This window comes from Streptomyces sp. NPDC001339, from assembly GCF_042895955.1.
In the GTDB taxonomy this organism is placed as follows: Bacteria; Actinomycetota; Actinomycetes; order Streptomycetales; family Streptomycetaceae; genus Streptomyces.
The window spans coordinates 305,054-320,172 of record NZ_JBIAWT010000009.1 but is presented as its reverse complement, the minus strand read 5'-3'; the positions used below and the strand labels follow the sequence as shown (position 1 = coordinate 320,172).

Sequence of the window (15,119 nt, the reverse complement as noted above, 5' to 3'; positions counted from 1 at the left end):
CAGCACGACTGAGCACGGGCCCGAACACGCATGTCGGCGTGTTCGGGCCCGTGTGCCGTACCGTGCCGGACCCGGGTCCGGCGGCGGACTCACCCGGATGCCGTATCCGACCCGTGAGCCTGCGCTCACAGCGAACAGTTATCGATGTGGGATGGCGTTGTCCTACCTGCGCGTTAGGGTCCGTAGATACGGGAGCAGGGGAGTCCCCGGAACCGCGCCCGGGCAGGATGCGGCGGCGGTCCCCACGCCCCAGAAGACGACGCTGAGACGGCCCCGGCCGTCCGAATCAACGAGCAGGTGGACACGTGACGATCCCGAAGCCCTCCGCCGCCGCTGAGCCGACCTACGGCGGCCTCGGCGACCAGGTCTACAACCGGCTGCTCAACGACAGGATCATCTTCCTCGGCCAGCCGGTCGACGACGACATCGCCAACAAGATCACGGCGCAGCTGCTGCTCCTCGCCGCTGATTCCGAGAAGGACATCTACCTCTACATCAACTCCCCGGGCGGCTCGGTCACGGCCGGCATGGCGATCTACGACACCATGCAGTACATCAAGAACGACGTGGTGACCATCGCCATGGGCATGTCCGCCTCGATGGGTCAGTTCCTGCTGAGCGCCGGCACCCCGGGCAAGCGCTTCGCGCTGCCGAACGCCGAGATCCTCATCCACCAGCCCTCCGCGGGCCTGGCCGGCTCGGCCACGGACATCAAGATCCACGCCGAGCAGCTGCTGCGCACGAAGAAGCGTCTGGGTGAGCTGTCCGCCCAGCACACCGGCCAGACGCTGGAGCAGTGGACCAAGGACGCCGACCGTGACCGCTGGTTCACCCCCGAGGAGGCCAAGGCGTACGGCCTCATCGACGACGTCATGCCCTCCGCCGCCGGTGTGCCGGGCGGGGGCGGCACCAAGGCCCGGGGCTGACCCCCGGTCCGCGCCCCGCAGTCGACCCCCAGCCCCACTTCGTCACCAGGATGGTGAACCACCAGATGATCAACTACCCCGGAAGCGGTCTCTACGAGCGCACGAAGGCCGAGTACTCCGGCCCGGTCGCGGAGTCCCGCTACATCGTTCCGCGCTTCGTCGAGCGCACCTCGCAGGGCGTGCGCGAGTACGACCCGTACGCGAAGCTCTTCGAGGAGCGGGTGATCTTCCTCGGGGTGCAGATCGACGACGCCTCCGCCAACGACGTCATGGCGCAGCTGCTGTGCCTGGAGTCGATGGACCCGGACCGTGACATCTCGGTCTACATCAACAGCCCCGGCGGCTCCTTCACGGCGCTGACGGCCATCTACGACACGATGCAGTTCGTCAAGCCCGACATCCAGACGGTCTGCATGGGCCAGGCGGCGTCCGCCGCGGCCGTGCTGCTGGCGGCCGGCACGCCCGGCAAGCGGATGGCGCTGCCGAACGCCCGCATCCTGATCCACCAGCCGTACAGCGAGACCGGCCGCGGCCAGGTCTCCGACCTGGAGATCGCCGCCAACGAGATCCAGCGGATGCGCACGCAGCTGGAGGAGATGCTGGCCAAGCACTCCACCACGCCGATCGAGAAGATCCGCGAGGACATCGAGCGCGACAAGATCCTGACCGCCGAGGAGTCCCTGGCGTACGGTCTGGTGGACCAGATCGTCACGACGCGGAAGACCTCCGTCTCGGTCTGATCGTGTTCTTCGCGAAGTGAGGCGGAGCGTTGCCCCCTTGGACCGGGACGCGATCGACTGAACCGAGTCGGTCCAAGGGGGGCCCGTACGGGGGGCCCGGCAAGGTACCGTCGATAGGCAAGCACTCGGGTCCGTGGAGCAATGCGGATCCCAGGCGAAGGGGAAGCACCTCGTGGCACGCATCGGTGATGGCGGCGACCTGCTCAAGTGCTCATTCTGCGGAAAGAGTCAGAAGCAGGTGAAGAAGCTCATCGCGGGACCTGGTGTGTACATCTGCGACGAGTGCATCGACCTCTGTAACGAGATCATCGAGGAGGAGCTCGCCGAGACCTCCGAGGTGCGCTGGGAGGAGCTTCCCAAGCCCCGGGAGATCTACGAGTTCCTGAACGGCTACGTCGTCGGCCAGGAGCCCGCCAAGAAGGCGCTGTCGGTCGCCGTCTACAACCACTACAAGCGGGTGCAGGCGGGCGAGAACGGCCCCGGGCGCGGCGACGACGGCATCGAGCTCGCCAAGTCCAACATCCTGCTGCTCGGCCCCACCGGCTCCGGCAAGACCCTGCTCGCGCAGACTCTCGCCCGGATGCTGAACGTCCCCTTCGCGTTCGCCGACGCCACGGCCCTGACGGAGGCCGGCTATGTCGGCGAGGACGTCGAGAACATCCTCCTGAAGCTGATCCAGGCCGCGGACTTCGACATCAAGAAGGCCGAGACCGGCATCATCTACATCGACGAGATCGACAAGGTCGCCCGCAAGAGTGAGAACCCGTCGATCACCCGTGACGTCTCCGGTGAGGGCGTCCAGCAGGCGCTGCTGAAGATCCTGGAGGGCACCACCGCCTCGGTGCCGCCCCAGGGCGGTCGTAAACACCCCCACCAGGAATTCATCCAGATCGACACCACGAACGTCCTGTTCATCGTCGGTGGCGCGTTCGCCGGTCTGGAGAAGATCATCGAGGCCCGGTCCGGCGCCAAGGGCATCGGCTTCGGCGCCACGATCCGCTCCAAGCGGGAGATCGAGTCCAAGGACCAGCTCCAGGACGTGATGCCGGAGGACCTGGTCAAGTTCGGGATGATCCCGGAGTTCATCGGCCGCCTCCCCGTCCTGACCTCCGTCCACAACCTCGACCGCGAGGCCCTGCTCCAGATCCTGGTCGAGCCGCGCAACGCCCTGGTCAAGCAGTACAAGCGGCTCTTCGAACTCGACGGCGTGGAGCTGGACTTCGACCGCCCCGCCCTGGAGGCCATCGCCGACCAGGCCATCCTCCGCGGCACCGGCGCCCGCGGCCTGCGCGCCATCATGGAGGAGGTCCTCCAGGCCGTGATGTACGAGATTCCGTCCCGCAAGGACGTCGCCCGCGTCGTCATCACCGAAGACGTCGTTCACTCGAACGTGAACCCGACCCTGGTACCCCGCACCCGGGGCGACGCCGGTGAGCCGCAGGAGAAGAGCGCGTAGCCCGCGCGTCCCACGGACACAACCAGTCCCACGGACACACACAAGAGCCGCCCGGCGGAGGAGTCTCCTGCCGGGCGGCTCTTGGTGTCACGGGTCCGTCCGTGCCTGCTTCGTCTACTTTTCCTTGCGGACCTCGTTGCGGACCTGGGCGGCCTTCTCGGAGAGCTGCTCCGCGGTGAGCGGCGAGGCGCTGGGGACACCCCCGGACGGCGACGGCGGAGCGGCCTGCGACTGGACGAAGCCGAGCGCGCTGCTGTCGCCCCAGATGCAGAGGGAGACCTGCTGGGAGGCGCTGACCCCTTGGATCGTGGCCGTCGCCTTCTGCGTCTGGCACTTCATCACGGCGCCGTCGAAGTCGCTCGGTGAGTACGCGGTCTTCGGCGTGACCGTCTCGATCTTGGCGCCGGTCTGCTGGGCCTTCTCCTGCTGGGTCTTCTCCAGCTTGGCGAAGAGCTGGTCCACGGCCCTCTCCGGGTCGCTCACCTTCCCGTAGACGCCCCCCACGCTGAGAATCAGCTTGCTGACGTTGGTGTACGCGCCGTTCACGGACTTGCCGTCCGTGATCCCCATCGCCCGCAGTTCCTTGTCGTCGGAGATGTCCTTCGGCGGTTGGCCGCCCGACTTGTCCGGCAGCTTGCTGTACTCGTTCTTGAGCAGGCTGTTCGGGAGCGAGATCGTGTACGGCTTCACCTCCCCGCCGGGGCCGAAGACGACATAGGCGCCCACGCCGATGGCGGCGACGACCGCGACCGCGCCGGCGATCAGGCCGATCTTCTTGCCGTTGCCGCCGCCGGTCTCCGGGGGGCCCTGCGGGATCATGCCGTAGGGGGTCTGCTGGCCGCCGTAGGGGGAGCCGGGCTGCTGCTGGCCGAAGGCGGGCTGGGGGGCCGGCTGCTGGGGGTAGCCGTAGCCCTGCTGCGGGGGCACCGGAGCGCCCTGCTGCGGATAGCCGTAGCCCTGTTGCGGAGGTACCTGGCCGCCCTGCTGCGGATAGCCGTACCCGGGCTGCGGAGCCGGCGGCTGCTGCGGCTGGCCGTACGGTCCGGGCTGCTGGGGCTGCTGCCCGTACGGGCCGGGAGGCGGCTGGTTGTAGCTCATTGAGCGGTTCCCCTCGTGACAACTGAGGACAGTCGAACTTCTGTGTGATGCTGCTGTGCGGCGGCGCCGCGTGGTGAATTCTGCTGAAGTCTGGTGACGTCTTATGCGTTGCTCACATCCTGTACGACGGCACTGACAGCCGTTGCCCCGGGTGCCAAACCGATTCGAAGCTGGTACATCCGCGCCCGTACACTGTCCGTCGTGACCGAGAACACTCAGCAGAACAACCACAGCGCCCCCGAACTGCCGACTCAGTACACGCCGGCCGACGTAGAGGGGCCGCTGTACGAGCGCTGGGTAGAGCGCGGTTACTTCGAGGCCGACGAGAAGAGCGACAAGCCGCCGTACACCGTCGTCATCCCGCCGCCGAACGTCACCGGCTCCCTGCACCTGGGGCACGCCTTCGAGCACACCCTCATCGACGCGCTCACGCGCCGTAAGCGGATGCAGGGGTACGAGACGCTCTGGCAGCCGGGAATGGACCACGCGGGCATCGCTACCCAGAACGTGGTCGAACGCGAACTCGCCAAGGAGGGCGTGTCGCGGCACGACCTGGGGCGCGAGGCGTTCGTCGAGCGCGTCTGGCAGTGGAAGGCCGAGTCGGGCGGCCAGATCTCCGGCCAGATGCGGCGGCTGGGTGACGGCGTCGCCTGGTCGCGTGAGCGCTTCACCATGGACGAGGGCCTGTCCAAGGCCGTCCAGACGATCTTCAAGCGGCTCTACGACGACGAGCTGATCTACCGCGCCGAGCGCATCATCAACTGGTGCCCGCGCTGTCTGACCGCCATCTCGGACATCGAGGTGGAGTACCAGGACGACGACGGGGAGCTCGTCTCGATCCGGTACGGCGAGGGTGACGAGTCGATCGTCGTCGCCACGACCCGTGCCGAGACGATGCTGGGCGACACCGCCGTGGCCGTGCACCCGGAGGACGGGCGGTACGCCCATCTCGTCGGTACCGAGATCGAGTTGCCGCTGACGGGGCGCCGGATCCCGGTCGTCGCGGACGAGCATGTCGACCCGGAGTTCGGTACGGGCGCGGTGAAGGTCACGCCGGCGCACGACCCCAACGACTTCGAGATCGGCCAGCGGCACGGCCTGCCGTCGCTCACCGTCATGGACGAGCACGCGGTGATCACCGTGCACGGCCCGTTCCAGGGTCTGGACCGGCTGGAGGCCCGTTCGGCGATTGTCGGCGCGCTGCGCGCCGAGGGCCGGATCGTCGCCGAGAAGCGCCCGTACACGCACTCCGTCGGGCACTGCTCGCGCTGCAAGACCACCATCGAGCCGCGGCTGTCGATGCAGTGGTGGGTCAAGGTCGGCCCGCTGGCGAAGGCGGCCGGTGACGCGGTCCGCGACGGCAAGGTCGCGATCCACCCCAAGGAGATGGAGTCCCGCTACTTCAGCTGGGTGGACAACCTCCACGACTGGTGCATTTCACGGCAGTTGTGGTGGGGGCACCGGATTCCGGTCTGGTACGGGCCCAATGGTGAGGTCGTCTGCGTCGGCCCCGACGACGAGGCGCCCACCGGCGAGGGCTGGCACCAGGACACCGACGTCCTCGACACCTGGTTCTCGTCGGGTCTGTGGCCGTTCTCCACGCTGGGCTGGCCCGAGCAGACCCCGAGCGTCGAGAAGTTCTACCCGAACTCGGTGCTGGTCACCGGCTACGACATCCTGTTCTTCTGGGTCGCCCGGATGATGATGTTCGGGCTGTACGCGATGGACGGCACCCCGCCGTTCCACACCATCGCGCTGCACGGCATGGTCCGTGACCAGTTCGGCAAGAAGATGTCCAAGTCCTTTGGCAACGCGGTCAATCCGCTGGACTGGATGGACAAGTACGGATCGGATGCCGTCCGCTTCACCCTCGCCCGTGGTGCCAACCCCGGCGTCGACGTGCCCATCGGTGAGGACTGGGTCCAGGGATCCCGGAACTTCGCCAACAAGATCTGGAACGCCACCCGCTTCGCGCTGATGAACGGCGCGACGGTGGAGGGCGACCTGCCGCCCGCCGAGCAGCTGTCGGCGACCGACCGGTGGATCCTCTCCCGGCTCAACTCGGTCGTCGCCGAGGTCGACGCGTACTACGACGACTACCAGTTCGCCAAGCTGTCGGACACCCTCTTCCACTTCGCCTGGGACGAGGTCTTCGACTGGTACGTCGAGCTGTCCAAGACCACGTTCATGGCGGGCGGCCCGGCCGCCGACGCCTCGCGCCGGGTGCTGGGCGAGGTCCTGGACGTCACGCTGCGGCTGCTGCACCCGGTCGTGCCGTTCGTGACGGAGACGCTGTGGACGGCGCTGACCGGCGGTGAGTCGATCGTCATCGCCGACTGGCCCGCTGACTCCAGTTTCCGGGACGCCGCGGCCGAGAAGGAGATCGAGACCCTTCAGCAGGTGGTGACCGAGGTCCGGCGGTTCCGCTCCGACCAGGGGCTGCAGCCCGGCCAGAAGGTCCCGGCGCAGCTCGATCTGGCGGGTACGGGCCTGGCGGCGCACGAGGCCGCGATGCGCTCGCTGCTGCGCCTGCAGCCCGCGGGCGAGGGCTTCACCGCCACCGCCTCCCTGCCGGTCGCGGGCGCCACGGTCGCCCTGGACCTGTCCGGCGCGATCGACGTGGACGCCGAGCGCAAGCGGCTGGCCAAGGACCTGGCCGCGGCCCAGAAGGAGCTCGCGCAGACCACGGCCAAGCTCGGGAACGAGGCGTTCCTCGCCAAGGCGCCCGAGCCGGTCAAGGAGAAGATCCGCACCCGCCAGGCCGCCGCCGAGGCGGACATCGCGCGGATCAGCGCCCAGCTGGAGGCTCTTCCCACGGCGTAGTCCCCGCCTTCCACGCGGCTTCCGCGGGCCCCACGTCCGGAGGGATGTGGGGCCCGCCCTTTTGGGCGTCGCGGCCCCGTTCCCGTACCGGCCACAGCAGGACGTACCCGGTGGAGACGGCCACGAAGGCCAGGCGGATCAGGCCGCGGGCGGAGTCGTCGGGGACGACGAAGACGCTGCCGTAGAGGACCAGCAGGGCCAGCCAGCTCCACCAGGGGACGAGCCGGCGCTGGCCGATGACGTCCCAGAGCAGGGTGCCGAGCAGCACCGACGCCGTGTAGTACGTGTACACGCTGGGATCCAGCACGATGCGGGCGTTGGCGCCGATCAGCACCACGGCCGCCCAGCGGCCCCGCCACACGGCGACACTGCCCAGCACCAGACCCAGCGCGAACTGCGCGGGACGGTCCCAGCCGGGCGTCTCGGGGTCGCCCACGCCCAGCCAGCGCAGGGCGGACGCCGGGTGGTTGGGGATGGCGAACCTGGCCGCGGAGAACGACTGCGCGTCGTGCAGGAAGAACGGCAGCCAGGCGACGGCCACCAGCCCCGCGCACCAGGCGCCCGCGCGCAGCCAGTCCTTGCGGGGGAGCGCCAGCAGCAGGGGCAGGAAGGCCACCGCGGTGGGCTTGGAATCCATGGCGAGGGCGAGGAAGACGCCCGTCGTCACGGCATTGCCGCGGGTCAGGGACCGTACCGCGAGGGCGGTGAAGAACAGCGCCAGGACGTCGTCGAGGTGCCCGAAGCGGACCGCGACCTCGATCCACATGGGGATGAAGGCCAGCCCGGCGATCAGGACCCGCTGGCGCAGGCGCTGGTGGTTGGTGCCGGTGCCCAGGAAGTACGTGGCGGCGCTCCGCCCGGCCAGTACGACGATGACCAGACCGAGTACCGACATGATGGCCAGCGCGAGGAACTGGCCGACGTGCTCGGGGAACGGGTTGAACAGGCCCGCGGTCAGGAAGCTGATCGGGCCCATCTGGAGTTCGGGGTGGTGGGCGTAGAGGTTGAGCCCGCCGGTGCTGTCGCCGCCGTAGATCAGCTCGCCGCCGGTGCGCAGGTAGTGCCAGGAGAAGCCGCCGTTGGGCACCACCACGGCGAACCACACCGCGGTCCAGGCGGTGAGCAGCACCAGGTGCATCCGCTGACTGATTGCCGGCACTCGTCTCGCTCCCGCTTTTCCGTCCACTGTGTGCTGATGACCACCGGGGGCGCGCTCGCGGCCGGTGGCCACCGGGTACGCACAGCCCGCCGTGGAAGAGGGGCGAATGCCGCAGAAAGTTGCCCTGGCCAGCTGTTTTTCGTGGGAATCGACGGATTCGAGCCGTTCTTACGCTGCTCTCATGGCGCTCTCAGGAAGCCGGGGCACGGTGGGCCGGAACCGCCCGGGTCCGGCGGAACCGGAACTGTACGTCCAGCAGCGAGGAGCCGCGCCCGATGAACAAGCCCCTGCGACGGGTCTCGGTCTTCTGCCTCGTCCTGGTCCTGGCGCTGATGGGCTGGGTCACCTGGATACAGGTGGCCAAGGCGAGTGCGTACCAGGACGACCCGCACAATCCACGGGTCGCGATCGGCAAGTACGGGGCGCCGCTGGGCAACATCCTCGTCGGCGGGGAACCGGTCACCGGCTCCGCCGCCACCTCGTCCACGCTGAAGTACAAGCGGACCTACAAGGACGGCCCGCTGTACGCACCGGTCACCGGCTTCAGCTCGCAGATCTTCGGCAGCAACCAGCTGGAGAGCCTCTACGGCGACCTCCTGGACGGCTCCGACAGCCGGCTGCGGACCCCCGCCGACGCGCTGACCCGTACGCGCGCCAAGGGCGGCGATGTGGCCACCACCATCGATCCGAAGGTGCAGAAAGCCGGTTACGAGGCGCTGGCCGGCAAGAAGGGCGCGGCGGTCGCCCTGGACCCGGCCACCGGACGCGTGCTGGGCCTGGTCAGCACCCCGTCGTACGACCCGGGGAAGTTCGCCGGGTCCTCCGCGGCCGACCAGAAGGCCTGGCAGAAGCTGACCGGTGACCCGGACCACCCGGAGGTCAACCGCGCGCTGCGGCAGCCGCTGCCGCCCGGCTCCACCTTCAAGCTGGTGGTCGCCGCGGCCGCGCTGGAGAACGGCCTGTACTCCTCGGTGGACGAGCCCACCGACAGCCCCGACCCGTACACCCTCCCGCACACCCGCACCACGCTGAAGAACGAGAACGCCGCCGCCCCCTGCAAGAACGCCACCCTCCGCACCGCGCTCCAGTACTCCTGCAACACCGTCTTCGCGAAGATGGCCGTCGACCTGGGCAAGGACAAGGTCAGGGCGCAGGCCGAGAAGTTCGGCTTCAACAACGACAGGGTGGACATCCCGGTGCGGGCGGCCAAGAGCGTCTACCCCTCGGACATGGACCAGGCGCAGACCGCGCTGTCCGGTATCGGCCAGTTCGACGACCAGGCGACCCCGCTGCAGATGGCGATGGTCGCCTCGGCCATCGCGGGCGGCGGGGAGCTCAAGGCCCCTCAGCTGGTCGACAAGCTGACCGACGGGGGCGGCAACACGGTCCAGGAGAACAGCCCGCGGAGGTACGGCAAGGCCATGTCGGCGCGGACCGCCGAGCAGCTGCGGTCGGCGATGCGGACGGTGGTCGAGCAGGGCACCGGGGCGAACGCCAAGATCGACGGACTGACCGTCGGCGGCAAGACCGGCACCGCACAGCACGGTGTGGACAACAGCGGTACGCCTTACGCGTGGTTCGTCTCGTACGCCGAGGACGGTGCGGGGCACCGGGTGGCGGTGGCCGTGATGGTGGAGGACAGCGACGCGGCCCGCGGCGAGGTCTCCGGTAACGGGCTGGCGGCGCCGGTCGCCAGGGCGATGATGAAGGCGGCGCTGGGGTAGTGGGGATGAAGGCGGCGCCGGGGTGGCGGGGCGCCGGGACCCGGCTGTCACCGGCGGACTACACCGCTGGCACCGGCGGACCACACCGCTGTCAGTGGCGCCTCGTAGACTTGTCCTCGTGAGCGAGCGCCCCCGAAACGACGATCCCGACCCGACCGACCCGACCGATCCGAGCGATCCGAGCGACCCGACCGACGACGCCTTCGACGAGCTGGTCGAGGCCGAAACGGACCGGGACCCCGACCTCGCGGTGATCGAGGCCGGCAGCCGGACCCTGCGCACACAGGCCGGACCGCCGCAGGGGGACCAGGTACCGGCCCGGCCGGCCGACCCCGAGGTCGACCGTGCGCTGCGCGCCGTCGAGGAGGAGCTGGCGGGCCGCTGGGGCGAGACCAAGCTCGACCCGTCGGTCGAGCGCATCGCGGCGCTGCTGGACATCCTGGGCTCGCCGCAGCAGGCCTACCCGTCGATCCACATCACCGGCACGAACGGCAAGACCAGCACGGCCCGCATGATCGAGGCGCTGCTGGGCGCCTTCGACCTGCGCACCGGCCGGTACACCAGCCCGCACGTCCAGTCGATCACCGAGCGGATCAGCCTCGACGGCAGCCCGATCTCCGCCGAGCGGTTCATCGAGACGTACCGGGACATCGCCCCGTACCTGGAGATGGTCGACGCCCAGCAGGAGTTCCGCCTGTCGTTCTTCGAGGTGCTGACGGCGATGGCGTACGCCAGCTTCGCGGACGCGCCGGTGGATGTCGCGGTCGTCGAGGTCGGTATGGGCGGCACCTGGGACGCGACGAATGTGATCGACGCGGATGTCGCCGTGATCACCCCGATCGCGCTGGACCACACCGACCGGCTGGGGGAGACGCCCGAGCAGATCGCCGTGGAGAAGGCCGGGATCATCAAGAAGGACGCGACGGTGGTGCTGGCCCAGCAGCCGGTGGAGGCGGCGTCCGTGATGCTCAAGCGCGCGGTCGAGGTGGATGCCACGGTCGCCCGTGAGGGCATGGAGTTCGGGGTGCTCTCCCGTGAGGTGGCGGTCGGCGGCCAGATGGTGACGCTGCGCGGGCTGGGCGGCGAGTACCCGGACGTCTTCCTTCCGCTGCACGGTGCCCATCAGGCGCACAACGCCGCGGTGGCGCTTGCCGCGGTCGAGGCGTTCTTCGGCGTCGGCTCCGAGCAGGCCCGGACGCTCGACATCGACACCATCCGCTCCGCGTTCGCCGCGGTCTCCTCGCCGGGCCGGATGGAGGTCGTCCGCCGCAGCCCGACGGTGGTGCTGGACGCGGCGCACAATCCGGCGGGTGCGCACGCGGCGGCCGAGGCGGTCACCGAGGCGTTCGGTTTCAGCCGGCTGGTGGGCGTGGTCGGCACCAGTGACGACAAGGACGTCCGGGGCTTCCTGGAGGCGTTCGAGCCGATCTTCGCCGAGGTCGTGGTGACGCGTAATTCCAGCCATCGTGCGACGGATCCCGATGAGCTGGCGGCGGTCGCCGTGGAGGTCTTCGGGGCCGAGCGGGTCCAGGTCGAACCGCGCCTCGACGACGCCCTGGAGGCGGCGATCACGCTGGCCGAGGAGGAGGGCGAGTTCTCCGGGGCGGGCGTCCTGGTGACCGGTTCGGTGATCACGGTCGGTGAGGCCCGGATGCTGCTGAGGAGGAGCTGACCGTGCGCACGCTGTGTGCCAGCACCCTGATAGGCGAATTCTTCGTGATCGGCTTCGCCGGTCTGGTCGCCATGCAGCTGACCGATCTGCCGAAGGCCACGATCTGGACGGTCAGCGGGATCGCGATGCTGCTGAGCCTCGTGCTGTGCGGGATGCTGAGCCGTCCCGGCGGGGTGCAGCTCGGCTGGGCGCTCCAGATCGCGCTCATCGCCAGCGGGTTCGTCGTGCCGACGATGTTCTTCCTGGGTGCGGTGTTCGCCGCCCTGTGGTGGGCGTCGGTCCACTTCGGCCGCAAGGTGGACGCCGCGAAGGCGCGTTGGGCGGAGCGGGAGCAGGCGGAGACCGCGGACGGTGCCGCGTAGTTGCCGTATCTCCGCGGCGACTGCTTTGCTTGGCGCGGAGCCCGGGCCGGTTCCCCGCAGCCGCGGGGGTGATCCGCCCGAGGCCGTTCGCTGCGGTCTGATCGGCGAGTATGGTCCGGGCGCCATCCTCTGGAGGGCTCCCTGTAGCCTGCGGCTTACCGCAGTCGATGTTTGCAAGGAGCTGAACCCATGAGCCAGCGCACCCTCGTCCTTCTCAAGCCTGACGCGGTCAGGCGCGGTCTGGTCGGCGAGATCATCGGCCGGATCGAGAAGAAGGCCGGATGGACGATCAGCGCGCTGGAGCTGCGGACCCTCGACCGGGCCCTTCTGGAACAGCACTACGCGGAGCACGTCGGCCGGGACTTCTACGAGCCCCTGGTGGAGTTCATGGCCTCGGGCCCGGTCGTGTCGATGGTCGTCGAGGGCGAGCGGGTGATCGAAGGCGTACGGGCGCTGGCCGGTCCGACTGACCCGATTGCCGCGCCGAGTGGGTCCATTCGTGGGGACTTCGGAACGATCACTCGCGAGAATCTGATCCACGCGTCGGATTCCGAAGAGTCCGCCGAGCGCGAGATCAAGATTTTCTTCCCCGCGATCTCCTGACGCTCCATCAGTTGTAAACCCCTCGTGACCAGGGGCGACCGAGGAATTACTCGGTCGCCCTTTGGTGTATATGGCACGATCGGGGGAACGCATCACCCCGACACGACGTCACCATTAAGGGGGACGGGTGCGTGTACGGCTGACAATGGCGGAACAGCCTCCCGGCGTGTTCGAGTGGGTTCACTACGAACTACGATGGAGGCTTCCGCGCCGTAGCGCGCATCACCTCCTGCCGACCTCCAGTAAGCATTCGCTCCAGTTGGGAAGGCCAGACGTATCCTCATGGGGAACAACATGTCGTTCATCGGCCGTGACATGGCTGTCGACCTCGGGACCGCCAACACGCTGGTGTACGTCAGGGGCCGCGGAATCGTTCTCAACGAACCGTCGGTCGTGGCCATCAACACCAACACCGGCGGCATCCTCGCGGTGGGTGCTGAGGCGAAGAAGATGATCGGGCGCACGCCCGGCAATATCGTCGCCGTGCGGCCCCTGAAGGACGGCGTGATCGCCGACTTCGAAATCACCGAGCGGATGCTCCGCTACTTCATCCTCAAGATCCACAAGCGGCGCTATCTGGCGCGCCCCCGGGTCGTGGTGTGCGTTCCCTCCGGTATCACCGGAGTTGAGCGCCGCGCGGTCATCGAGGCCTCGACCCAGGCCGGTGCGCGGCAGGTGCACATCATCGAGGAGCCGATGGCCGCCGCGATCGGGTCCGGTCTGCCGGTCCACGAGGCCACCGGCAACATGGTGGTGGACATCGGCGGCGGTACGACCGAGGTCGCGGTCATCTCGCTCGGCGGAATCGTCACTGCCCAGTCCATCCGGGTGGCCGGCGACGAGCTGGACAACGCCATCATCCAGCACATCAAGAAGGAGTACAGCCTCCTGCTGGGCGAGCGCACCGCCGAGAGCATCAAGATCACCATCGGTTCGGCGTACGACCTCGAACAGGACGAGCACACCGAGATCCGCGGCCGCGACCTGGTCTCCGGTCTGCCGAAGACCGTGGTCATCTCGGCCGCCGAGGTCCGCAAGGCCATCGAGGAGCCGGTCAACTCCATTGTCGACGCGGTCAAGACGACCCTCGACAAGTGCCCGCCGGAGCTGTCCGGCGACGTCATGGACCGCGGCATCGTGCTCACCGGAGGCGGCGCCCTGCTCCGCGGCCTCGACGAGCGGCTGCGCCGCGAGACCGGTATGCCCATCCACATCGCCGAGGACCCGCTCGACTCCGTCGCGCTCGGTTCCGGCAAGTGCGTCGAGGAGTTCGAGGCGCTCCAGCAGGTCCTCGACTCCCAGCCCCGCCGATAGCGGTCTCACGGTTCCCGACCGCGCCGCGGCCGTCCTCCGGCGTCCGCGGCGGTCGGGCACCACGGCGGAACCACTCGGTCCCCCGGTCCCGCCGATGTGCTCCGCACAGACGAAACCTTCGCGAAGACGAAACCGCTGATACGGATCGCCGCCGCGAATCGTTGATATACAGGCACCACACCTCCACAGACACGGTGCGCCGGCGTTCACCGCCGGAACCGTCACAGCAAGGCAAACGCTCAACTCCCGAACGAGACCGGCGGGGCCCGCAGCCGGCCGGTCCTACGAGGAAGGACACGGCCGCCGCACGTGAGGGACACACGAGAGAGCCGGCTGCTGCTGGTGCTGCTGGTCGCGATCGCGTTCGCGCTGATCACGGTCGACATCCGCGGCGGTGAACAGTCCCCGCTCGATGGCGCCCGGCAAGTCGCCGCCTCCGCCTTCGGCCCGGTCGAGAGCGGCGTCGCCCACGTCGTCGACCCGGTGGGCAACGCCGTCGGCGCCGTCCGGGACTCCGGCCGCCGGCACGGCCGGATCGCCACGCTGGAGCACGAGAACGAGGCGCTCAAGGCCAAGCTCGGCTCCTCCGACCGCAACCGCAGCCGCGCCGCCGAGCTCGACAAGATCCTCAAGACCGCCGGCACCGGTCAGTACGCCATCAAGGGCGCCCAGGTCATCGCCATCGGCTCGGCCCAGGGCTTCTCCTGGACCGTCACCATCGACGCCGGCAGCCGCGACGGCATCGCCCGCGATATGACCGTGCTCAACGGCGACGGTCTGGTCGGCCGGGTCACCACCGTCGGCGCCGACACCTCCACCGTGCTGCTCGCCGCCGACCCGGACTTCACCGTCGGCACCCGTATGGAGAAGACCAACGAGATCGGCTTCGCCAACGGGCAGGGCGTCAACTCGCTGCGCGTCCAGCTGCTCAACGGCCGGGCCGTGGTCAAGAAGGGCGACCGGCTGGTCACCTTCGGCTCCAGCAAGGACAAGCCGTTCGTGCCGGGTGTGCCCGTGGGCCGGGTCGTCAAGGTCGAGCCCTCCAACGGCGATCTGACCCGCATCCTCCAGGTCCGCCCGTTCGTCTCCTTCTCCCAGCTCGACATCGTCGGCGTCGTCGTCCAGCCGCCCCGTGAGGACCCGCGCGACACCGTCCTGCCGCCCCGGCCCGCGAAGCCCAAGCCGGCGCCGACGGTCACCGTCACGGCCACCCCCTCCGCCAGCGCCTCCCCCAGGGACTGA

The 15,119-nt window shown here is 69.0% G+C and carries 12 protein-coding genes; 10 read left to right on the top strand and 2 right to left on the bottom strand.

Features of this window, described 5'->3' with window-relative positions:
* The first annotated feature begins 305 nt into the window (after nt 1-305).
* The 3 genes from ACFY12_RS26945 (at nt 306) to clpX (ending at nt 3,122) form a co-directional block, all read left to right on the top strand.
* Nucleotides 306-926, top strand: a complete 621-nt coding sequence (locus tag ACFY12_RS26945; RefSeq protein ID WP_390718470.1) for an ATP-dependent Clp protease proteolytic subunit — start codon at nt 306-308, stop codon at nt 924-926.
* Nucleotides 927-991: 65 nt separating this feature from the next.
* Entirely contained in the window at nt 992-1,666 is a 675-nt protein-coding gene (locus tag ACFY12_RS26940) for an ATP-dependent Clp protease proteolytic subunit (RefSeq protein ID WP_390718529.1), read from the top strand.
* Between the two features lie 172 nt (nt 1,667-1,838).
* Complete coding sequence (gene clpX, locus ACFY12_RS26935) at nt 1,839-3,122, top strand: ATP-dependent Clp protease ATP-binding subunit ClpX (protein ID WP_390718469.1); 1,284 nt, start codon at nt 1,839-1,841, stop codon at nt 3,120-3,122.
* A 114-nt stretch (nt 3,123-3,236) separates the two neighbouring features.
* On the opposite strand, the gene ACFY12_RS26930 is transcribed toward clpX, so the two are convergent.
* Nucleotides 3,237-4,220, bottom strand: coding sequence for a hypothetical protein (locus tag ACFY12_RS26930; RefSeq protein WP_390718468.1), 984 nt, complete (start codon nt 4,218-4,220; stop codon nt 3,237-3,239).
* 201 nt (nt 4,221-4,421) lie between these two features.
* On the opposite strand from ACFY12_RS26930, the gene ACFY12_RS26925 reads away from it, so the two are divergent.
* Complete coding sequence (locus ACFY12_RS26925) at nt 4,422-7,043, top strand: valine--tRNA ligase (RefSeq protein ID WP_390718467.1); 2,622 nt, start codon at nt 4,422-4,424, stop codon at nt 7,041-7,043.
* Here the strand turns inward: ACFY12_RS26925 and ACFY12_RS26920 are convergent.
* Nucleotides 7,009-8,181 carry a hypothetical protein gene (locus ACFY12_RS26920; protein WP_390718528.1) on the bottom strand — a complete coding sequence of 391 codons (1,173 nt, stop codon included), beginning with the start codon at nt 8,179-8,181 and terminating at the stop codon, nt 7,009-7,011. The genes ACFY12_RS26925 and ACFY12_RS26920 overlap by 35 nt on opposite strands.
* Before the next feature lie 296 nt (nt 8,182-8,477).
* Here ACFY12_RS26920 and ACFY12_RS26915 point away from each other — a divergent pair, with 296 nt between their 5' ends.
* The 6 genes from ACFY12_RS26915 to mreC all read left to right on the top strand — a co-directional run bounded on the left by ACFY12_RS26915 (nt 8,478) and on the right by mreC (nt 15,119).
* Nucleotides 8,478-9,926 (top strand): peptidoglycan D,D-transpeptidase FtsI family protein, encoded by a 1,449-nt coding sequence (locus ACFY12_RS26915; RefSeq protein WP_390718466.1) that lies wholly within the window; start codon nt 8,478-8,480, stop codon nt 9,924-9,926.
* A gap of 118 nt (nt 9,927-10,044) precedes the next feature.
* Nucleotides 10,045-11,598: a bifunctional folylpolyglutamate synthase/dihydrofolate synthase gene (locus tag ACFY12_RS26910; RefSeq protein WP_390718465.1), complete on the top strand. Its 1,554-nt coding sequence runs from the start codon at nt 10,045-10,047 to the stop codon at nt 11,596-11,598.
* Between the two features lie 2 nt (nt 11,599-11,600).
* Nucleotides 11,601-11,960 (top strand): DUF4233 domain-containing protein, encoded by a 360-nt coding sequence (locus ACFY12_RS26905; protein WP_390718464.1) that lies wholly within the window; start codon nt 11,601-11,603, stop codon nt 11,958-11,960.
* 189 nt (nt 11,961-12,149) lie between these two features.
* Nucleotides 12,150-12,563, top strand: a complete 414-nt coding sequence (ndk, locus tag ACFY12_RS26900) for a nucleoside-diphosphate kinase (RefSeq protein ID WP_390718463.1) — start codon at nt 12,150-12,152, stop codon at nt 12,561-12,563.
* Nucleotides 12,564-12,857: 294 nt separating this feature from the next.
* Nucleotides 12,858-13,877 carry a rod shape-determining protein gene (locus ACFY12_RS26895; RefSeq protein ID WP_003985182.1) on the top strand — a complete coding sequence of 340 codons (1,020 nt, stop codon included), beginning with the start codon at nt 12,858-12,860 and terminating at the stop codon, nt 13,875-13,877.
* A gap of 309 nt (nt 13,878-14,186) precedes the next feature.
* Nucleotides 14,187-15,119, top strand: coding sequence for a rod shape-determining protein MreC (gene mreC / locus ACFY12_RS26890; protein ID WP_390718462.1), 933 nt, complete (start codon nt 14,187-14,189; stop codon nt 15,117-15,119).